Here is a 19,876-nt window from a genome sequence, read left to right on the forward strand (position 1 = left end):
TACGTACTGATATGGCTCAAGTAGAAATGGTGATGCCCAAAATGGGCGAAAGTATCATGGAAGGAACCATCCTTTCGTGGCTGAAAAAAGTAGGTGAGACTGTGGAGCAAGACGAGTCTGTTTTGGAGGTGGCAACTGACAAAGTGGATACTGAAGTTCCATCCACATATACGGGTGTTTTGCAGGAGATTTTGGCTGCTGAAGGAGACGTAGTAGAAGTGGGTAAACCAATTGCTATTTTGGAAGTAGATGATAGCCAGGTACAAGCCCGTGAAGAGTCCGTAGATCAGGAAGTAGAAGAGGCGGCTGTGGAGGCAGAAGCGATGCTTGAGGAGACAATGCAAGAGCATTCTGTTTCGGCTCAGAAAGTGCAACCCAAGGAGCCTGAAAAATCTGAATTGGGTCGTTTCTATTCTCCTCTTGTCATGACAATAGCGAGAGAGGAGGGGATTAGCATCAAAGAACTCGATGCCCTCCAGGGTACAGGCAAAGAAGGCCGTGTTACGAAAAAGGATGTTTTGGCTTTACTCAAAACCAAGAACCCTAAGAGTTTCGACCGGGAGCCAGGTGTCAGAGAAAAGAGAAATGGTAAGCCTAAGTCTAAAATGGGAATCCAACCTTCACCGGCGATTTTTACTGGTGAGGATGAAATCATAGAAATGGATCGCATGCGCAAGATGATAGCTGAGCGCATGTTGGAATCTGTACAGACCGCACCACACGTAACTTCTTTTGTGGAAGCGGATGTTACTGAGGTGGTCAATTGGAGAAACAAGTTCAAAAAGCCTTTCATGGAGGCAGAAGGGCAGCCATTGACTTTTACACCGATTTTTATAGAAGCAGTGGCCAATGCGATCAGAGACTATCCAATGATCAATGTACAGGTCAAAGGAGATAAAATTATAAGAAAAGGAAATATCAATATAGGTATGGCGGTTGCCTTGCCAACCGGAAATTTGATTGTGCCAGTCATTAAAAACGCCGATAGAAAGAGTATCAAAGAATTGTCTTTGGCAGTCAATGACCTGGCCAGAAGAGGTCGAGACAATAAATTGACTGCTGACGATCTGAGTGATGGTACTTATACCATTTCTAATGTGGGCTCATTTGGCAATGTGATGGGTACACCCATTTTGGTACAGCCTCAGGTGGGAATTCTTGCATTAGGTACCATTGTGAAAAAGCCAAGCGTGATCGAAACAGCAGAAGGTGATTTTATCGGTATTAGACACAAAATGTTCTTGTCTCACTCCTATGATCACAGAGTAGTCGATGGAGCTTTGGGAGGCATGTTTGTCAGAAGAGTGGCGGATTATCTGGAGCAGTTCGATACTAGCCGTACAGTATGATATTATTAAGATTGGACCATTGGTTTTGAACTAATGGTCTATTTTTTAATATACTGTCTCTATAAAATTGAATTCCGTACCGAGCAGGTCGGCATAGTCCTCTCCGGCTTCCTGCATGTCCTCATCATATTCTTCATAATACCAATTGATGGATAGCTTACGGCCGTATTCTTTGACTAAATTGATTTTTCGTAAAATATCGAAGATACACTTGGAAGAGCTGGTATTGAAGTATTCGAATTTGAAATTAGCGACCAGATTTTTATTTCCCTGCTTGGCAAATTTTTCCAGGCTGAGTAATAGCTTCCCATAAAACTCAATAGCATTTTCAGGGCTTGATTTTCCTCTTAGCTCCAAAAGTCCTCTCTCCGGATCAAAAAAAATCAAAGGCGTGATTCGCGTAGGTCTATATATGATTTTATTCATTGTAGGACTTTTCTCATTTTTTTGCGGACTATTCAGTCCTGACCTACTCATTTTTTCGGTTGCTGACTCCATTTAGGTGGATGGTGTTTCTCTGGAATATTTTTCTCTCGCATCGCCAAAGACAGTTAGTTTTAGATTCTTACTGTGCTTGACTTGGCTGCTCTGCTAATATATCTTTTATCTTTTGAAATACTAAATTAATTACCAGAAATACGTAGGTCAAAACTTATCTTTGAGCCATGAAAATTCCTCATTTAGTGGTGGTTGTAGGTCCGACGGCAGTAGGTAAAACGGCAACTTGTATCCAATTGGCGAATCATTTTGATGCTGAAATTATTTCGGCAGATTCCAGGCAGTTTTATAAGGAAATGGAAATAGGAACCGCCAAACCTGATGCCAAGGAGCTGGCTCAGGCTAAGCATTATTTTATTGATTCACATTCCATCGTGGAGGAGTATGATGCAGGAAGTTTTTCTGAGGACGCCAGAAGCCTCCTGAATGATATATATCAGAAGACGGACATTGCTTTTTCTGTCGGAGGTTCTGGGCTTTATATCAAGGCGCTATGCGATGGACTCGACGATATGCCAGAAGTAGAAGAGGGGCTAAGATCACAACTCAGACAGGAATGGGAAGAAAATGGATTGGAACCTCTTTTGGAAGAATTAATGCTTCGTGATCCGGAGTATTATGAACAAGTAGATCGATACAATCATCAGCGGGTGATTAGAGCTCTGGAGGTTATTCGCAGTAGTGGAGCTTCATTTACCGCCTTTCGACAGGCCAATCAGAAGGAGGTCGTACGTCCATTTACAGTGACCAAAATTGGAATAGAGGAAAACAGAGAAACGCTGTATCAGAGAATCGATGATCGCATGGATCTTATGATTGAGCAAGGTTTGTTCGAGGAAGCTGAGAAGTTATACCCGCAGAAAGAACTTAATGCCCTTCAGACTGTAGGGTACAAAGAAATTTTTGGCTATTTGGATGGCGAATATGACAAAGAAGAGGCAATTCGCTTATTGAAAAGAAATTCTCGTCGATACGCCAAACGGCAGATGACCTGGTTTAAGCGTGACGAAGAAGTAGTCTGGTTTAGAAGAGATCAGACTGAAGAAATGATTCAGTTGATAGAAAAAAATAGGGTTAATGAACATTAACCCCTGTATTCTTTCCGTGCTCTTCTTTCCAATTCCATTTCTAGATGGTGAAAGAGTTTGAACTGCTCCTTGCTTAGAATTGATTTCATTTTTTTATCTCTGACCTTTGTGCTCTTGATATATGCCTTGAGCATGTCTGTTTTCGAAGTTTCATTATGAGGAATTTCTTCTAAAGTTGAATAGTACTCGTCAAGGATTGTATCAAACTCGGGTTTCTGCTCTTCAGTCAAATTCAGTTCAGCAAAGTATTCGTCTCTGTCAATCTCTGCAACTGATTGAGAAAAAGTAGGCAGAGTTGCACCTAAAAATAGGACGCAGATTAAGGTGGATCTAAAAGTCATAACTGTTTTATCTTGTTTAGCTAAACTTAAGAAAAATATAACAGCTTATGAATGGTATCGATGTTAACTATTTGATAACTCTTCGAAATGTCTTGACATTGGACTTGTAGTAGTCATTGCTCAGGTTGGATTGGATTACTCCGCGAGAGGTGGATGCATGTATAAAATAGATGTTGTCTCCATCTACAGAGGTGATGAGTCCGCTATGGTACCATTTCTTTCTTTTCTCTTTAAACTTGAAGAAAACGATGTCTCCTGGTCTTACCCGGTTCCAGCCAACCTTTTTTCCATATTTGGATTGTTCCTTGGAGGTTCTTGGGATTTGGTAGCCCGCTTTGGAAAAGGAGTTCTGCATCAATGCGCTACAATCGATCCCATTTCTGGAGTTGCCGCCATATTGATAGGGGGTGCCTTTATATCCTTCGGCCGTGCTTATTACTAATTTGATGTTGGCTTTTTTTCTCTTTCTTTTGCTTTGGGCCTTTGTGCTTTGTGCTGATAAGATCAACCCCAGCCCAAGTAACAACAGTGCCACTTGCTTCATTCCTACTTTTTTTACTCTTGCCATTTTCAAGTTTCGTGCCATTGTCAATTTTCGTACTTTGCCTGCAATACTGAAAAATAAATTTAGACTTTATTGTCTTTATTCTAATTTTGTGAACGGATAAAAAAATAAAGATATGTCTTATCAATTCGAACAGGAAGAGTCACTTCTGGTTGGCATCAAGGAAGAAGAAGGTAGAGGACTAATTGTCTTCAACGATGAGGTAAACTCATTTGATCATGTGATTGATACGCTTATCAAGGTATGTAAGCACGAACGTATTCAAGCAGAGCAGTGTACATATATTATTCATTTCAAAGGTAAATGTGAAGTAAAGAAAGGGACATATGATGACCTGAAACCCATGAAAGATGGAATCATAGATGCGGGTATCAATGCCTCCATTGTCTAACTTTACTGAATGGAATTCCCAAGCGAACTGATAGAGGAGGCGGTACGAGAAATATCCAAACTCCCCGGAATAGGAAAAAAGACGGCTCTTCGACTCGCACTACACTTACTAAAAGAAAAACAAGCTACGACAGAGGATCTTACTGAGGCATTGTTAAAGCTTCGGAAGGAGACCCAATACTGCGATACCTGTCACATTATTTCTCATACGACTGACTGCACCTGTCGTACGATCAATACTGACCAGTCGGTCATCTGTGTCGTGGTGGACACTCCTGATATGCTGGCTATACGAAGTACGGGTCAGTATAAAGGAACTTTTCATGTGCTGGGTGGTGTGATTTCCCCTATCGAGGGAGTGGGTCCGGAAGACCTGCATATCGATTCGCTAATCAAACGTGTTCAGGAGTCTGCCGGAGAGGTTCAAGAGGTGATTCTTGCGCTTAGTGCTACGATGGAAGGAGACACGACTTCATTCTATATTTCTCGAAAGCTAGAAGAAACGGGAGTGAAGATATCAACCATTGCCAGAGGTATCCCGATCGGTGGAGAATTGGAATATGCAGATGAAGTAACTCTCGGGCGCAGTATCGTGACAAGAACAGCCTACCTCAGTGGTGAGTAATTAACCAGCCTAATTCATTGATTTTTTTATATGATGCGGAATTTCGTCCTTCTTGGTTCATATTATCCTTATTTGAACAAACTTTAACCGAAGTGTTAAAATTTTAAAACCCTTTCCCTTCGAGCTTGATTAAAGCTTGTCTAGTTTTGCGCAAGCAAAATTTATTGTAACAAGAAATGGAACAACTTTCAAACAGAATCAAAAACATGGCAGAATCTGCCACTTTGGCTATGGCAGCCAAAGCAAGAGAATTCAAAGCCAAAGGAATCGACGTGATCAGTCTTAGCTTAGGAGAGCCGGATTTCAAAACCCCAAAGCACATCCAGGAAGGAGCTAAAGAGGCGATCGACTCTGAAAAATATTTTGCTTACCCACCTGTAAATGGATACGCTGATTTGAGAGAGGCTATTTCTGAGAAGTTTAAGAAAGAAAATGGTCTGAATTATTCTGCGGATCAGATTGTAGTTTCTAATGGGGCTAAGCAGTCTATTGCCAACGTCTTTTTGTCAATTCTAGATGCAGGTGATGAGGTCATCGTATTGTCTCCATTCTGGGTTAGCTATACTGCCTTGATCGAATTGGCTGAAGGTACCCCTGTATTGGTGAAAGGAGGAATCGAAAATGATTTCAAAGCTACTGCTGAGCAAATCAAAGCTGCTATCACTGACAAAACAAAAGCCTTGATTTTCTCTTCTCCATGTAACCCGACAGGTTCAGTATTTACTCAGGAAGAGTTAGAGGCAATCGCTGAGGTATTGAAACCTCATGATATTTTAGTTATCTCTGATGAGATCTACGAGCACATCAATTTTTCGGGAGCACATGCTAGTATTGGTGCTATCGAAGGCATGCAAGACAAAACGGTAACCGTCAATGGTGTAGCCAAAGGTTTTGCGATGACAGGCTGGAGAGTAGGGTACATCGGTGCACCTGCCTGGTTGGCAAAGGCATGTAACAAGATCCAGGGTCAGTTAACTTCTGCTAACTGTTCGATAGCGCAGAGAGCCACTTATACTGCTTTGACCACCGATTTAGGTCCTACTCAGGAGATGTCGAAAGAATATGGTCGCAGAAGAGAGTTGGTACATGGTCTATTGAGTGATATTCCTGGTTTCAAAGTGAATATGCCACAAGGCGCATTCTACTTCTTCCCTGATGTGAGTGCTTATTTTGGTAAATCAGATGGTAATATTACGATCAACAATGCTACGGATTTCTGTCTATACTTGCTGGAGACTGCACATGTTTCATTGGTGACAGGAGAAGCTTTTGGTGATCCTAACTGTTTGAGACTATCTTATGCTGCATCTGAGGAGAACCTGAGAACAGCAATTGGACGTGTGAAAGAGGCAGTTGCCAAATTGAAATAATAATATCTTAAAGTAGCGAGTCTATTTCTTTAGGCTCGCTATTTCTTTTATTATCCCCTGATTTCATTAGTTTTATCCTACACAACTAATGAAAGGTTTACTTTGAGAGCTCCTTATCTGATTTGTTTTTTACTGTTATGGATTCTGTCCTTTGGGAATCCTAATACCCTGCAGGCTGCAGAACAGCCCAAGGCGCAAAAAGGCGTGTTGGATTTGCGTGATTGGGAGTTTCAGAAATCACAGCCCCTGGAGCTTACAGGTGAGTGGGAGTTTTACTGGGAGCGACTCATCTATCCCAACGAATTTGATTCCTCTAAAATAGATCCAATCTACCGTCCTTTTCCAAAACTTTGGAAAAAAGAAATCATAGGGAATGATACAATAGGTCCTGACGGTTTTGCCACTCATCGATTGAGGGTGGTGTTGAATTCAGTCACTCCTGAGTTGGCAGTTTCTGTACCGCATTTTTATAGTGCCTACATGCTCTATATCAATGGAGAATTTATCTCTGCCAATGGTCAGGTAGGGAAGAGCGAAACGACTACCTATCCGCACTGGGAGCTGATTACCCGCGATCTGAAAGTCACCAATGACACATTGGATATCGTGCTTCAGATCGCCAATTTTGATCATTCCAGAGGTGGGGCAGTAGAACCTATTACTCTTGGAGAAAAGGTGATGATGCAAACCCAGAAAAGGCGACAGGAAGCCAATGATCTGATCATGGCGGCCAGCTTGTTCTTTGTCGGTTTGTTTTTTATGGTGCTGTTTTCTTATGGAAGGCACGAAATGCCAATCTTCTTCTACGCACTGTTTTGTTTGTTCTACAGTTATAGAGCCATCGGGTCGGGTAATTACACTTTTCATTCCCTGGTACCTACTTTGCCTTGGATTGTGACTTTAAAGCTGGAGTATATCACTATGTATCTCTCCGCTTTATCCTTTTCCTTTTATTCTTATCATTTGTACAGGAAGGAAACCTCAAAACTGTTTTTGTACTTTACCTCTTTATTTTGTGGGGTCAGCATCCTTGTGACACTGTTCTTACCTGTTAAAGTATTTACACAGTTGGCGGCTCCATTTTCGGTGTATGTGATGTTCTCTTTTGTCTACTTGTTCGGCACCTATGTGATGGCTGTGGTGAGAAAGAGAGAAGGATCTAAGTTGTCTTTGGTCAGTTCTACTATACTGTTTATTGTTTTGGGATCCACTATACTCGAGTATTTTGGGTATTTCAAATCTTCCTTGTTGTTTTATTTCTTTGGGTATCAACAGTTCTTCTTTATACAATCGATCATTCTGTTTTATAAATACAATAGGAAAATCGAGGTGGCCAAAGAAAAGGCTGAAGCGGCCGCTAAATCACAGTCTGATTTCTTGTCTATGATTTCTCATGAGATTAGAACACCTCTGAATGCTGTAATTGGATTAACCAACTATCTCATCGGTGATGAGCCTAAGAAGGAACATGTGGATGATTTGAAGACGCTTAAGTTCTCAGCGGAGCATTTGCATGTCTTGATCAACGATGTGTTAGACTATAGCAAGCTGGATGCTGGTAAGATCGAATTTGAGTATCTGGATACTAATATTGTCGAGGTATGTCACAATATTGTAAAGGCTCAGGAGCCCAAAGCGAGAGAGAAAGGGATATATCTCAATTTTATTAGTGATGAAGGGATCCCTAAGTTCGTTGTGTGTGATGGCTTAAGAATGAGTCAGATTTTGACAAATTTGATCGGAAATGCGATTAAATTCACAAATGAGGGGGGAGTTACACTAAGTCTTCAGGTAATTATGCAGACTAAAATGAGAATCTCTATTAAATTTACTGTAGAAGATTCAGGAATTGGAATTCCCAAAGACAAGCAAACTAAAATATTTGATAGTTTTTCTCAGGCCTCTACCTCTACTACACGTGAGTATGGTGGAACTGGATTGGGACTAAGTATCACAAAAAGGATTCTGGATCTTCAGAATACTAAAATTAATTTGTTCAGTATTGAAGGACAGGGGTCGAGGTTTTATTTTACCCAGACTTTTGAGATCAGCGAAAACCAGGAAAGAGTGACAGAAACTATAAGCGAAGACAAGAACCAACTGGAAGGAAAGAAAATCCTTTTGGTGGAGGACAACCCCGTCAATGTGATGGTGGCCAAGAAATTTCTGTCTAGATGGGATATAGACGTGGATGTGGCCGAAAATGGAAGAGAGGCTCTAGAGAAAGGCAGCACGGAATATTATGATCTATTGCTTATGGATCTACAGATGCCTGTGATGGATGGCTATACCGCTGCACGTGAGCTTAGAAAAGGGGGACTTAAAACTCCTATTCTTGCCTTGACAGCTTCTGTGATGCTGGATGTAGGGGATAAAGTCTACGAATGTGGAATGAATGACTTTATTACTAAGCCATTCGAACCTGAAGATCTTTACAACAAAATAAGAAACCACATCGAACAGAGCGAGGCTGAAATGTCTGGCACCTAAGCTCTCCAGTTCTTCACAGTCTCTATAAATACTTTAACTTTTCCGGGATCAATGTCCGGATATACGCCATGTCCCAAGTTGGCAATGTGTCTATGTCCTCCGAATGTTTCCAGCATTTTGATGGTATGAGCTTCGATATCTTTGTCATCACTGTAGAGTACACACGGATCCATGTTGCCTTGTAGTGTTTTGGTATCTCCTATTAGCTGGCGAGATTCAGCGATGCTCATGTTCCAATCCAGTCCGATCGTTTCGCAGTTCAGCGCTCCCATTTGCTGTCGCGCGAAGAAGGCCCCCTTTGCAAAAACAGTAACCGGCACTTCGTCTATGGCGTCACAGATGTCACTGATGTATTTTAAACCGAAGGTTTCGTATTGTTCCGGAGACAGAATGCCAGCCCACGAATCAAAGATCTGAACAATATTGGCTCCTGCTTTGATTTGAGCTTTCAGGTAAGATATGGTGCTCTTGGTAATCATGTCCAATAATTGATGAGACAATTCTGGCTCAGAGTAAAGCATCTTTTTTGCCTTGGAGAAAGTCTTACTTCCAGAACCCTCCACCATATAGGAAAATATCGTCCATGGTGCGCCAGCAAAACCAATGAGAGGTACTCTACTATCCAATTCTTTTTTGGTGATTTTGATGGCCTCTAGTACATAATCCAAATCCTCTTCTGGTTCAGCTATTCTGATTTTCGATAGGTCTGAAGCACTTTGAATGGTGTTTTCGAACCAGGGACCTTTCTTTTCGATCATTTGATAGGGTAGACCCATGGCTTCCGGGATCACCAGAATGTCTGAGAAAATGATAGCAGCATCTACACCTAAAATATCTACAGGCTGAATCGTGACTTCTGCAGCTAATTCTGGCGTTTTTGCCAATTCGATAAATCCACTGACACTATTACGAACTTTTCTGTATTCTGGTAAAATTCGTCCTGCTTGTCTCATCAGCCATACAGGGACTCTTTCTACTTTCTCTCCTTTAGCAGCGCGAATCAGTAAGTCGTTTTTTAGCGTCATAGTTCTCGATTTTTGCCGCAAATATACATGTCAATATTGATCGGAGAGGGTGGAATCAGAACAATTTGTCCTGAGCCGCTAGAGTTCTCCTTCTTTTAGCTGCTGATTGACGTCTTTGATGATTTGATCCATCTCAGCAGCCGATTCTTTGGCGAGTCGAGTTAGTTCTTTCACGTTTTCCTGTTCGGTTTCTTCGGCCAGCAAGGATAGTAAACCAAGAATGTTTGACAGAGGTCTTCTGATGTTGTGAGAATTCATAAAGGCAAACTCCCTCAGTTGGTTATTCTGTTCTTGGATTACCTTGGTTCTTTTGTTGACCGTCTTCTCTAGATTCTGATTGATGCTCTGGATTTTTTCGTTCTGTTGATCTATTTCCATATACAGAGCGATGAGTTTTCGTTCATTTCGTTTTTTGCTAGAATATACCCAGATTAGAAAGCCAATCAGAACCGCTGCAAAGAAAAGAGCCACCAGATACATCGTGCTAATAAAACGTTGTTTGAGAAGCTGATTTTGAGATTCCTGTAATACTCTTTCTTTTTGCGCTACCTTGTATTTGGCCTCCAGTTCGATCAGATCTGTATATTGTCCTCGTTTGAAGAGGCTATCCTCTAGATCATGGTATTGCTTGAAAAAGCTTAGCGCTTCTTCAAATTCCTTTTGCTCTCTTTTGACTTCATAGAGATCAAATAATATTTCTTCTTTTTGAGGTATGGATCTTGTTATTTCAGAGAGGTTCAAAGCATGTTTTAAGGTGTCCTCTGCTGCCTCATATTTTCCTTGTTGATAAAATGAGCGCCCCAAATTCATTAGGTTATTAGTAGCTTCATGATAGTCTTTTCTCTCATGATTCATTTTCAGGGCTTGTTTAAAATACTTGTTAGCCTGGTTATATCTGCCTTGTTCCAGGTAAATAACTCCCATATTGTTGAGGTTGTGAAGCTCTCGTTGGACATCACCATTCTTCTTGTTGAGTGTCATCGCCTGACCAATGAGTTTCAAGGCTGTGTCATACTGGCGCAAGTTTTTATAAACTACTGCTTTGTTGTTGAGTAGATGGGCCACCATGGCAATCTCATCAGATTTTTTACAGAATTTCTCCCCTATGTTATAGTATTCAAGGGCTCTTTGATAGTCATGTTGTTGCTGAAAATTCCAGGCTATGTTGTTGTTGATTCTGCAAAGCAAGGCATAATGATCAGGCTTATCTTCCAGGTAATCTAGCGCTTTAAAGTAATGCTCTGTTGACTGTTGAAGCTTGCTGACCTTAAACCATAGATACCCAATTTGGTTATGAGTATCCGCTATCAGTATGATATCATTATTTTCTTTCCCTATTTCTAAAAGCTCTTCCAGATAAGGTAAGGCTGTTTCAGGATCTGTTTCAATTTCTTCGTCAACCAGAAGTTTTAATACATCCACTCTTTGTTCAACATTAACAATAGTGTCAAGCTGAACATTGAGAGAATCTGTCTTAGTGACAGGTATTTCTGTATTGCCGAAAAAATTAACAGTATAGAGCAGGAGCCCAAATAATGCTGCTGACATATTGGTTTATGCTGATAATAATTCTCAAATTATAGGATAAAAATATGATAAGAAAGGATTGGATAAAAAAGATATGGAATAGTCCAAATCCGAGTCTTAGGCATTGATTATTCTCTCGCAGCTTTTTCTCTGTCTTTTGCTATTTTTTTCGAAGATTGCCCTAATGGTCCAAAGAAATGCTTTGGATTTTGATCAATATGGATCAGTAGTTTGTCTAGGTCTGTAAGTGCTTGATTTAGATTGTTGTAGAGCGTGTCTTCATTAATGATTTTACCAAGACTACCCTGACTTTCGTTGATAGCTGTGATGGTAGTGTCTAATTCCATCATAACTTGATTCAGGTTCGCGATGGTGTTTTCCAATTCTAATGAGTTGATCTTGGAAAGGGTCGAATCTGCACCGGTTAGAACAGGCTCTAACATATCCACTTTTTGGTTAATATTGACCAATAAACCGTTGATGTTGTTGAAGCTTTTTTCTAGCCTGGAGTTGTTTTGTACTACCAGCTTGTTGACACTGATCACCGCGGTATTGATGTTGGATAGGGTTTGTTTGAGTTCTTCTCCAGCACCCTCCATTCCCAGTAGTATTTCATTTAATCGACTGATTGTGACTCCTATATCGTCTGTCAACGGTTCGGCTCGATTCAATATAGCTGCTAGTCCAAGGTCTATTTCACCATTGATAGTATCTCCACTATTGAGTGGTGTATCGTGGTTTTTGATTTCAAGAAGGATGGATTTACTCCCCAAAAAATCACTGTTCATCAAAATGGCAGAGGTGCCTTTTCCCACTTTCAGACTTCCTTTTACATCCATTTCCACAATGATCTTGTTGTTTTGGTTTTGTAGGATCTCAATGTTGCTAACCCGTCCTACAGCATATCCATTGACTATGACAGGGTTGGATACATTCAAACCATCTATGTTGTCATATATCGCATAAAACTGTTGGGTGTCAGAGAAGAAATTGTTCCCTTTTAAAAAATTGAAACCTAGATATAAAATTGCTCCCGAGATAGCGGCAAAAAGGCCGACTTTGATTTCTTTGGTCACTAGTGAAGTTAGTTTTTAGATTCTAATTCGTTTTTGTAATCTCTAAATGCTCTAAAGATCCCAGAGGCTATATACGTTTGCTGCAGCTTATCGTTGAGCTCTCGTTCCTCTTTCTCATTACTTAGGAATCCTGTTTCTACTAATATGCTTGGCATACTAGTTTTCCAAAGTACTAAAAATCCTGCAGATTTAACACCTCTGCTTCGTCTTCCTACTCGGTTTTTGAATTGATCTTCTACATTTTGAGCTAATCTCAAGCTGTTTTCCTGATAGGCACTTTGATATAGTGAAAACAGGATGTAGGACTCTGGCGAATTGGGGTCGAACCCCTCGTACTGACCTTTGCTGTCCTCTTCCAATGTGATAACGGAGTTTTCACGCTTGGCCACCTCAAAATTTTCATCCGATTTGTGTAAACCCATGATGTAAGTTTCTGTACCATGCACGGTAGCGCTATATGGAGCAGAATTGCAATGGATCGAAATGAAAAGGTCAGCGTGATTGTTGTTGGCTATATCGGCGCGTTCGTACAAGGACGGAAAGCTGTCGTCTTTTCTGGTATAGATCACTTCTACATCTGGCAAATATTCATTGATGATTTTACCTGTCTCCAATGCTATATCCAGCGCGATGTTTTTTTCGAGCGAAAAATCACCTGAGGTACCCTGGTCTTTTCCACCATGTCCCGCATCTATGACAATCTTTCTGATTTTATAATCTTTCACTCCAGTGGAGTTAAAAGAGACAAATAGAAGACCAATTGCTAAAATCCCGATCACTATGACATTTTTCATTCGGAAGAAGTTGTTTAGAACTTTATTGGCAATATTTTTGTACAAAAATGTATATTTTTAATTGAAACTGAAAATCCTAGTGCCCAATATAAAATGCCTGTTTCTCTGTTTATCACTCGTCTTTTTTGGGGTCAAAGGATACTCACAAAACCTGTCAATCGACACGGCACAAGTATTACAAAAGGTCGATTTCTTCATTTCTAACGGTTATTTAGATTCTCTCCAGGCCTACCCTGAATATCGTAGTTTCCTGCCTGATTCAATTCTAGCTATGATTCCATCACAAATGGACTCTGTAGTAGCTGATACAGTTCAGGTTCCTCAGAAGAAAAGCCGCAATGATGTCACCACCACGGTCAACTATCAATCCAAGGATTCGATCTACTTTGATTTGACCAATCAAAAAATGTACCTATATGGTGAAGGAAGTATAGATTATGGAAATATTTCTTTGACAGGGGAGAGAATTGAGATGGATTGGGTGGAGAATACGATACAAGCTACTTACATTTTGGATGATAGTACTGGTAGAAAAGTAGGGAAGCCGGTCTTTACGGAAGGAGGCGATAGCTACGAGACAGATGATATGATTTATAATTTCAAGACCAAGAAGGCCTTGATTAATGGGATCATTACTGAGCAAGATGGCGCATACATGCATGGCGCTAGAGTCAAAAAGAATGAAAAGGATGAGATGTATATCCGTGATGCCAAATACACTACATGCGATTTGGAGCATCCACATTACTATATCAGAGCCACCAAATTGAAAGTGATACCGAAGGATCGTGTTTTGTCGGGTTGGTTCAATATTTATTTTGGTGAAATTCCTACACCTATTGGGTTTCCCTTTGGTATGTTCCCCTCTCCAAGAGAAAAGAATTCAGGGATCATTTTTCCAGGATATGGAGAGGATAACAATCGTGGGTTCTTCCTGCGCGGAGCGGGTTACTACTTCGATATCAGTGAGTATATGGATCTGAAAATCACGGGAGACCTCTACACCAATGGTAGTTATGGCTTGAATGGAGCGACTACCTACAAAAAGCGCTATCGGTATAACGGAAATTTGGCAGTGCGCTATAACAAAACAATGAGCCCGCAGTTTGAGGATAATTCCTTTTCCAAGGATGTTTGGGTCAACTGGAGCCATACTCCACAGTCTTATGGTAGTTCTCGTTTTTCAGCTTCAGTATCGGGGGGTACGACTACCTATAGCGCCAATGCGAATAACGTAGGTTATGATTATACCCAAAGTATCAATGCACAGTTCAACTCTAATATTTCTTATAGTAAGACTTTTCAAGGGACTCCTTTCAATATGACGGTGAATGCGCGTCATAGCCAGAACATCAGTACCGGAGTGGTAAATATGACACTCCCAGAGATTAGTTTTAATGCTTCCAGAATTCAGCCCTTCAAGAATGTGGGTAATATGAAAAATAATGCGCTGGGCAAATTAGGATTTACTTATAGATTGTCTGCGAAGAGTGAAGTGACCAATTCACCAGTTAACTTACCTGGGTATGTTGTTAACTCCAATGTGGCGTCAGATGAAGTCATCAATTTCAACGGAGAAAATATGGATCTTTTGCTGAGTCGAGCCAAGATGGGGGCCAGACATCAGATTCCAGTTTCTACCTCATTTAATATGTTAAAGTACTTTACTGTAAGCCCAAGTTTTAACTATACAGAGGTTTGGTATCCACAGGAGCTGGGCTACGAGTACAATCAGGAATTAGAAGGTGTAGAGGTTGATACGGTTTCTGGATTTTCTAGAGCTGGTTGGTGGAGTTCGGGTGCATCTATGTCCACTCGACTTTATGGTATGTACAATTTCAGAAGTGAGAAGGTCAAGGCCATTAGACACGTGATGACTCCAAATGTAGGTTTTAGTTACAGCCCTGATTTTGGAGATCCTGCAAAGGGGACTTACCAGGAAGTTCAAACTAGTGAAAGTGGAAGAACACAGGTATTGTCCAAATACCAAGGATTTGCCTACGGAGGCCCATCTTTGGGAGAAAGTGCGAGCGTATCCCTCTCTCTGAATAATAATATCGAGATGAAGGTCAAATCCAAAGTTGATTCTGTGGAGGAGTATAAGAAGATCAAAATCTTCGATAACCTCTCCATGTCTACCAGTTACAATTTTCTGGCGGATTCCTTCAATTTGAGTGATTTCAATTGGAATGCCAGGACTTCTTTTTTCAAAGGGGCGGTCTTTGTGAGTTTGAGCGGTACGATCGATCCATATATTTATGTACTGGATAGTATCCAGGAGACATCCAGAGGGGATCAGGTTCATCAGAGGCAAATAGATCAGTTCGCCTGGAATAATGGTAAGGGTATTGGGCAATTGACCCGAACGAGCATGTCTGTCGGCTTTAAACTGCAACCTAAAGGCTCTAAAAACAATGATAAGAATCCAACAGGCGATCCGAATGCCAATGACCCTTTCAGCAACAATGGTTTTATCAATGAGGATGAAAAATTTCAGGCTGGTAATGTAGATGATTTTATTTCTTACGATCCTAACATGTACGTGCCGTGGAATGTTCCCTGGAGTTTGAATGTGAACTACTCTCTCAACTATAATAAGCGAGGTTTTGAGGATTATACGATCACTCAAACGTTAAACTTTAGTGGTTCCTTGAGTATCACAGATAAAACCAGAATGAATTTCAACTCAGGTTATGATCTGGAGGCTAAGGAATTTACAGTTACCAGACTCAATGTGACTAGAGATCTTCACTGTTGGAATATTTCCTTTAACTGGGTGCCGTTTGGTCCACGTCAATCTTATTACGTAAGGATTGCGGTGAATTCTGCTATGTTGAAGGATCTGAAGCTGGACAAGAGAAGCCAGTCTACGTACACCAGTTTCTAATGGTTTCTTAGTTTGGAGTGATTGCTCGTGAAAGACCGGGTGATTTATTTAATCTTTATTTCATGGGCTTTGTGGCTTCCTTTTGGGGGAGCCTTCTATTTTTGCATCCATGAACAACAACTCCATTTATACCCTTCAATTCATGCTGCTATGCTTTAGTGGCTTTCTTTTTTTTAGTAGTTTCAACATGATCATACCTGAGTTGCCCTCACATCTGGAGACCATGGGAGGAGGGGACTACAAAGGGTTGATTATTGCGCTTTTTACTTTGACAGCTGGTCTTTCAAGGCCTTTTAGTGGTAAGCTGGCTGATAGAGTAGGGCGAGTACCTGTCATGATAGTGGGGGCTATAGTTTGTGGAGTTGCGGGTGTTTTGTATCCCTTTGCTAATACGCTTTGGGCCTTTTTTCTCCTTCGTTTGTTTCATGGCTTTTCTACAGGTTTTAAACCAACCGGAACCTCCGCCTATGTAGCCGATATCATTCCGTTGAACAAAAGGGGAGAGGCCATGGGCGTACTTGGATTTTTTGGAAGTATGGGAATGGCAGCTGGTCCTTCGATAGGTCCTCTGATTGCAAAACATTTTTCTTTGGATATCATGTTTTATACCTCTGCATTTTTTGCGGTACTTTCTGTTCTCATCTTGATAGGGATGAAGGAAACCTTAAAGAATACTGAGCGAGTGGGCTGGAAACATTTTGTAGTGAGAAAAGAAGAGATTTATGAGCCCAGGGTTTTATCTCCATCGATTATGATGATGCTTTTGGTCTTTGCATTCGGTGCGATTGTAACGGTAATTCCTGATATCAGCGACCAAATGGGCCTTTCTAATAGGGGATTGTTTTTTACTTATTTTACCATCGCCTCGCTGATGGTGAGATTGCTGGCTGGCAAAGCTTCAGATAAATATGGACGTGTGCCAGTATTGAAAGTGGGTAGTGCAATATTGCTCGCAGCTTTGCTGTTGTTGGCCAATGCCAATTCTGCCTTCTTGTTGTTAACTACTGCGGTACTGTATGGCGTAGGAGTAGGGATGTGCTCGCCTACTATTTTTGCTTGGACGATTGATTTGAGTGATGACAAGCATCGAGGACGCGGCATGGCTACTATGTATATCTTTTTAGAGATAGGAATAGGAATGGGTGCCCTGCTTGGTGGCTGGGTTTATGGAAATGACTTGAGTAATATTCCTATTGTATTCTATACTTGTGCTGTATGTATTGTCACAGCGTTGATCTATTTGTTTTCTAAAACAGTGCGTAACTTGCCCCGAGTAAATGAGATTTGAGATGGAGCTAAATTCGAAAAAGATAACTCAGTACGTTTTTGTTGGTGTGGTGGTAGTAGAGTTACTGGCACTGATGATGGGATGGGAACATGTGCGTCATTTTTCTAAACCCATGTTGATGCCTGTTTTGCTTTTTTACCTCCGACAGGGGACTACTGGCAGACTGAGCCCGTCTTTTCTTTTTGCTGCAGTGGCTTTGATATTTTCCTTTGTTGGGGATTCGTTCTTGATGTATGAGGGGGAAATGTATTTTATGATCGGGCTGGCGGCTTTTGCTGTTGCACATATCGCCTACATCGTTGCGTTTTCCAATGCAGTTAATGAAAATACTCAAGGGCCCAATCCATTGGCAAAGGTGTTGTATGCCATTCCTTTTGTGTTCTTGTTTGTCTTTTTGTTGATGGCAATCTGGTCCAATTTAGGAGGGCTGAAGATTCCAGTAGCTGTTTATGCAGCTATTTTAATCTCGATGGTTTTAGCCGCTATTTACAGGCATAACCGATCCAATATAGATAGTGTGAGAGGCGTGATTTTTGGGGCGATTCTTTTCTTGCTATCAGATTCCCTTCTGGCACTCAATATGTTTTTTGAACCGATGCAGAATGCCGGGATTTGGATCATGTCAACTTACATCCTTGCCCAATGGAATATCATCAATGGTTTGCAAAAGCATTATAATTATTAAGATTCAAGATTCAAGATTCAAGATTCAAGAATTTTATTAATGGTTATTTACCATTGATCTTGATGATATTGACTGGGCAGCTGGCAGCTGCGCGTTTGTTTTCTTCCAGTTCCTCTTCGTGTGCATCTACGTGATAGATACCTTTCTTTTGTTTACCACCAACCAGGGTACACCGACCATCTTTTTTTGAAATCCTCCAGCGATCAGGAGCGATTTCAACGCAAGCAAAACAGCCGATGCATTTGTCTCTGTAATGGGTGATTTTGAACATTCCTTAGGCAGGTACTATCTTATAAAGTTTGTCTGAAGGACGGATCATTTCGTCAATTTGGATAGAGAAATTGTCTCCTTTTTTAACCTTGTTCACTGCTTGATCTGCTACTCTCATTTCTCCGACCTTGGTTTTGACAATGCCAGTTGTTGGGCCAGTGATCATGATTTCATCTCCAGATTCCAGTGTATGTGTTTCCATTTGGAACTCACCTACTTTGATGTTACCAAAGTATTTGACTCCTTTTCCAAGGAAGATTTTTTTCGTCGTGGCTTTAGAACCATGGACTTTACTCCATTCTCCCATTTTTCGGCCCAAATAGTAACCATCCCAGAAGCCACGATTATATACTGTCTCTAATTCTTTCTTCCAAACCGTGAATTTTTCTGGTCCATAGGTGCCTTCATTGATGGCATCACCCGCATCACGGTAGCACTTGGTAGTGGTGTAGACATAGTCAGCTGCACGTCCGCGTCCTTCAATTTTGAAGACTGATACACCTGCTTCTACCACTTTGTCCATGAAATCAATCGTACAGAGATCTGCTGCACTCATGATGTATTCATTGTCGATCTTTAGCTCGTTTCCTTGCTCGTCTTTTACCGTGTACTCTCTTCTGCAGTTTTGGACACAGGCTCCTCTGTTGGCAGAGGCAAAGTCAGAGTGTAAACTCAAATAGCACTTGCCAGATACAGCCATACATAGGGCTCCATGAGCGAAAACTTCAATTCTGACCAATTCTCCTCCTGGTCCACGGATGTCTCTTTTCTTAATCTCTCTGGTGATGTCGCTAACTTGTTTCAAACTCAATTCGCGCGCCATTACCATCACATCCGCATACATAGAGTAGAACTCTACTGTTTCGATGTTACTGATGTTGGCCTGGGTAGATATATGGATAGGAAAACCAATTTTCTTGGCATAGTTCATCACCGAGTGGTCTGCAGCGATGATAGCAGAAATGCCACTCTCTTTGGCAGCATCTACGATCGAACGCATCAGATTCATATCATGGTCGTACATCACCGTATTCATGGTGATGTAGCTTTTTAGTCCATTTTCATCACAGATTTTGGCAATTTCTCTCAAGTCATCGAGGGTGAAATTGTTGGAAGAGCGAGCGCGCATGTTGAGCTGCTCTACCCCAAAGTAGATCGAATTGGCTCCTCCTTTGATTGCTGCTCTCAGCGACTCATATGAGCCCGCTGGCGCCATGATTTCTATGTCGTGCTTTTCCATCTTATTTTCCATCATAGACCACTCCACTGGTCGGTGTTTCGTTCAATTCTATTTTACTCAAAAGTGGTAGCTGTGGTTTGATCTGATCCCAGATCCAAACCGTGATTCGCTCCGCGGTTGGGTTTTCTAAACCCGGGATATCATTGATCAGCTGGTGATCCAAACGATCAATAATCGGCTTGATCACATCCTTGACATCTTTGAAGTCCATGACCCATTCCAAGTCTTCTACCAGATCACCTTCCAAAAAGACGGTAAGGTGATAAGTATGACCATGAATATTCTTGCACTTGTGCCCATCGGGTACATTGGGAAGAAAATGAGCGGAATCAAAAGCGAACTTCTTGAATATGACCATGTTGCTAATT

The 19,876-nt window shown here is 41.1% G+C and carries 19 protein-coding genes; 9 read left to right on the plus strand and 10 right to left on the minus strand.

Going from position 1 to position 19,876, the window contains the following annotated elements:
• Nucleotides 1–11 precede the first annotated feature (11 nt).
• Nucleotides 12–1,349 carry a dihydrolipoamide acetyltransferase family protein gene (locus tag N7U62_RS00735; protein ID WP_264135956.1) on the plus strand — a complete coding sequence of 446 codons (1,338 nt, stop codon included), beginning with the start codon at nt 12–14 and terminating at the stop codon, nt 1,347–1,349.
• 45 nt (nt 1,350–1,394) lie between these two features.
• Here the strand turns inward: N7U62_RS00735 and N7U62_RS00740 are convergent, their stop codons facing one another.
• Nucleotides 1,395–1,775: a DUF1987 domain-containing protein gene (locus N7U62_RS00740; protein ID WP_264135957.1), complete on the minus strand. Its 381-nt coding sequence runs from the start codon at nt 1,773–1,775 to the stop codon at nt 1,395–1,397.
• A gap of 239 nt (nt 1,776–2,014) precedes the next feature.
• On the opposite strand from N7U62_RS00740, the gene miaA reads away from it, so the two are divergent.
• Complete coding sequence (gene miaA / locus N7U62_RS00745) at nt 2,015–2,935, plus strand: tRNA (adenosine(37)-N6)-dimethylallyltransferase MiaA (RefSeq protein ID WP_264135958.1); 921 nt, start codon at nt 2,015–2,017, stop codon at nt 2,933–2,935.
• Here the strand turns inward: miaA and N7U62_RS00750 are convergent.
• Entirely contained in the window at nt 2,932–3,276 is a 345-nt protein-coding gene (locus N7U62_RS00750) for a hypothetical protein (protein ID WP_264135959.1), read from the minus strand. The genes miaA and N7U62_RS00750 overlap by 4 nt on opposite strands.
• Nucleotides 3,277–3,343: 67 nt before the next feature.
• Nucleotides 3,344–3,844, minus strand: coding sequence for a C40 family peptidase (locus N7U62_RS00755; protein ID WP_264135960.1), 501 nt, complete (start codon nt 3,842–3,844; stop codon nt 3,344–3,346).
• Between the two features lie 112 nt (nt 3,845–3,956).
• Between N7U62_RS00755 and N7U62_RS00760 the strand changes: the two genes are divergently transcribed.
• The 4 genes from N7U62_RS00760 to N7U62_RS00775 all read left to right on the plus strand — a co-directional run bounded on the left by N7U62_RS00760 (nt 3,957) and on the right by N7U62_RS00775 (nt 8,716).
• Nucleotides 3,957–4,232, plus strand: a complete 276-nt coding sequence (locus tag N7U62_RS00760; RefSeq protein WP_264135961.1) for an ATP-dependent Clp protease adaptor ClpS — start codon at nt 3,957–3,959, stop codon at nt 4,230–4,232.
• A 9-nt stretch (nt 4,233–4,241) separates the two neighbouring features.
• A complete protein-coding gene (recR, locus tag N7U62_RS00765; RefSeq protein ID WP_264135962.1) occupies nt 4,242–4,856 on the plus strand; it encodes a recombination mediator RecR in 615 nt (204 codons plus the stop codon).
• A gap of 176 nt (nt 4,857–5,032) precedes the next feature.
• Complete coding sequence (locus tag N7U62_RS00770) at nt 5,033–6,226, plus strand: pyridoxal phosphate-dependent aminotransferase (RefSeq protein WP_264135963.1); 1,194 nt, start codon at nt 5,033–5,035, stop codon at nt 6,224–6,226.
• A gap of 102 nt (nt 6,227–6,328) precedes the next feature.
• The gene (locus N7U62_RS00775) at nt 6,329–8,716 is read left to right on the plus strand and encodes a response regulator (RefSeq protein ID WP_264135964.1); all 2,388 of its coding nucleotides are present in this window, start codon (nt 6,329–6,331) and stop codon (nt 8,714–8,716) included.
• On the opposite strand, the gene hemE is transcribed toward N7U62_RS00775, so the two are convergent.
• The 4 genes from hemE to N7U62_RS00795 all read right to left on the minus strand — a co-directional run bounded on the left by hemE (nt 8,713) and on the right by N7U62_RS00795 (nt 13,138).
• The gene (gene hemE, locus N7U62_RS00780; RefSeq protein ID WP_264135965.1) at nt 8,713–9,741 is read right to left on the minus strand and encodes a uroporphyrinogen decarboxylase; all 1,029 of its coding nucleotides are present in this window, start codon (nt 9,739–9,741) and stop codon (nt 8,713–8,715) included. The two genes, N7U62_RS00775 and hemE, sit on opposite strands and share 4 nt — an antisense overlap.
• Nucleotides 9,742–9,819: 78 nt before the next feature.
• Entirely contained in the window at nt 9,820–11,289 is a 1,470-nt protein-coding gene (locus N7U62_RS00785) for a tetratricopeptide repeat protein (protein ID WP_264135966.1), read from the minus strand.
• A 107-nt stretch (nt 11,290–11,396) separates the two neighbouring features.
• Nucleotides 11,397–12,344 (minus strand): MlaD family protein, encoded by a 948-nt coding sequence (locus N7U62_RS00790; protein ID WP_264135967.1) that lies wholly within the window; start codon nt 12,342–12,344, stop codon nt 11,397–11,399.
• Nucleotides 12,345–12,352: 8 nt separating this feature from the next.
• A complete protein-coding gene (locus tag N7U62_RS00795; RefSeq protein WP_264135968.1) occupies nt 12,353–13,138 on the minus strand; it encodes an N-acetylmuramoyl-L-alanine amidase family protein in 786 nt (261 codons plus the stop codon).
• Between the two features lie 271 nt (nt 13,139–13,409).
• Here N7U62_RS00795 and N7U62_RS00800 point away from each other — a divergent pair, with 271 nt between their 5' ends.
• The 3 genes from N7U62_RS00800 (at nt 13,410) to N7U62_RS00810 (ending at nt 17,998) form a co-directional block, all read left to right on the plus strand.
• Nucleotides 13,410–16,025 (plus strand): putative LPS assembly protein LptD, encoded by a 2,616-nt coding sequence (locus tag N7U62_RS00800; protein ID WP_264135969.1) that lies wholly within the window; start codon nt 13,410–13,412, stop codon nt 16,023–16,025.
• Between the two features lie 109 nt (nt 16,026–16,134).
• Nucleotides 16,135–17,313, plus strand: a complete 1,179-nt coding sequence (locus N7U62_RS00805; RefSeq protein WP_264135970.1) for an MFS transporter — start codon at nt 16,135–16,137, stop codon at nt 17,311–17,313.
• Between the two features lies 1 nt (nt 17,314).
• A complete protein-coding gene (locus N7U62_RS00810) occupies nt 17,315–17,998 on the plus strand; it encodes a lysoplasmalogenase (protein ID WP_264135971.1) in 684 nt (227 codons plus the stop codon).
• Nucleotides 17,999–18,041: 43 nt separating this feature from the next.
• On the opposite strand, the gene N7U62_RS00815 is transcribed toward N7U62_RS00810, so the two are convergent.
• The 3 genes from N7U62_RS00815 to queD are packed head-to-tail and all read right to left on the minus strand — an operon-like array spanning nt 18,042 to nt 19,866.
• The gene (locus N7U62_RS00815; RefSeq protein WP_264135972.1) at nt 18,042–18,269 is read right to left on the minus strand and encodes a ferredoxin; all 228 of its coding nucleotides are present in this window, start codon (nt 18,267–18,269) and stop codon (nt 18,042–18,044) included.
• A 3-nt stretch (nt 18,270–18,272) separates the two neighbouring features.
• The gene (locus N7U62_RS00820) at nt 18,273–19,523 is read right to left on the minus strand and encodes a peptidase U32 family protein (protein ID WP_264135973.1); all 1,251 of its coding nucleotides are present in this window, start codon (nt 19,521–19,523) and stop codon (nt 18,273–18,275) included.
• Nucleotides 19,510–19,866 (minus strand): 6-carboxytetrahydropterin synthase QueD, encoded by a 357-nt coding sequence (gene queD, locus N7U62_RS00825; protein WP_264135974.1) that lies wholly within the window; start codon nt 19,864–19,866, stop codon nt 19,510–19,512. Before queD ends, N7U62_RS00820 begins: the two co-directional genes overlap by 14 nt.
• Nucleotides 19,867–19,876 lie beyond the last annotated feature (10 nt).

The organism is Reichenbachiella ulvae (assembly GCF_025833875.1).
GTDB lineage: Bacteria > Bacteroidota > Bacteroidia > Cytophagales > Cyclobacteriaceae > Reichenbachiella > Reichenbachiella ulvae.

What these genes read in the sequence shown, in the direction of transcription:
- N7U62_RS00735 (WP_264135956.1), top strand. Translation starts at nt 12, where the DNA reads ATGGCTCAAGTAGAAATGGTGATGCCCAAAATGGGCGAAAGTATCATG.
- N7U62_RS00805 (WP_264135970.1), top strand. Translation starts at nt 16,135, where the DNA reads ATGAACAACAACTCCATTTATACCCTTCAATTCATGCTGCTATGCTTT.
- N7U62_RS00820 (WP_264135973.1), bottom strand. Translation starts at nt 19,523, where the DNA reads ATGATGGAAAATAAGATGGAAAAGCACGACATAGAAATCATGGCGCCA.
- queD (WP_264135974.1), bottom strand. Translation starts at nt 19,866, where the DNA reads ATGGTCATATTCAAGAAGTTCGCTTTTGATTCCGCTCATTTTCTTCCC.
- N7U62_RS00760 (WP_264135961.1), top strand. Translation starts at nt 3,957, where the DNA reads ATGTCTTATCAATTCGAACAGGAAGAGTCACTTCTGGTTGGCATCAAG.
- N7U62_RS00795 (WP_264135968.1), bottom strand. Translation starts at nt 13,138, where the DNA reads ATGAAAAATGTCATAGTGATCGGGATTTTAGCAATTGGTCTTCTATTT.
- miaA (WP_264135958.1), top strand. Translation starts at nt 2,015, where the DNA reads ATGAAAATTCCTCATTTAGTGGTGGTTGTAGGTCCGACGGCAGTAGGT.
- N7U62_RS00815 (WP_264135972.1), bottom strand. Translation starts at nt 18,269, where the DNA reads ATGTTCAAAATCACCCATTACAGAGACAAATGCATCGGCTGTTTTGCT.
- N7U62_RS00800 (WP_264135969.1), top strand. Translation starts at nt 13,410, where the DNA reads ATGATTCCATCACAAATGGACTCTGTAGTAGCTGATACAGTTCAGGTT.
- recR (WP_264135962.1), top strand. Translation starts at nt 4,242, where the DNA reads ATGGAATTCCCAAGCGAACTGATAGAGGAGGCGGTACGAGAAATATCC.
- N7U62_RS00810 (WP_264135971.1), top strand. Translation starts at nt 17,315, where the DNA reads ATGGAGCTAAATTCGAAAAAGATAACTCAGTACGTTTTTGTTGGTGTG.
- N7U62_RS00770 (WP_264135963.1), top strand. Translation starts at nt 5,033, where the DNA reads ATGGAACAACTTTCAAACAGAATCAAAAACATGGCAGAATCTGCCACT.
- N7U62_RS00785 (WP_264135966.1), bottom strand. Translation starts at nt 11,289, where the DNA reads ATGTCAGCAGCATTATTTGGGCTCCTGCTCTATACTGTTAATTTTTTC.
- N7U62_RS00750 (WP_264135959.1), bottom strand. Translation starts at nt 3,276, where the DNA reads ATGACTTTTAGATCCACCTTAATCTGCGTCCTATTTTTAGGTGCAACT.
- hemE (WP_264135965.1), bottom strand. Translation starts at nt 9,741, where the DNA reads ATGACGCTAAAAAACGACTTACTGATTCGCGCTGCTAAAGGAGAGAAA.
- N7U62_RS00740 (WP_264135957.1), bottom strand. Translation starts at nt 1,775, where the DNA reads ATGAATAAAATCATATATAGACCTACGCGAATCACGCCTTTGATTTTT.
- N7U62_RS00755 (WP_264135960.1), bottom strand. Translation starts at nt 3,844, where the DNA reads ATGGCAAGAGTAAAAAAAGTAGGAATGAAGCAAGTGGCACTGTTGTTA.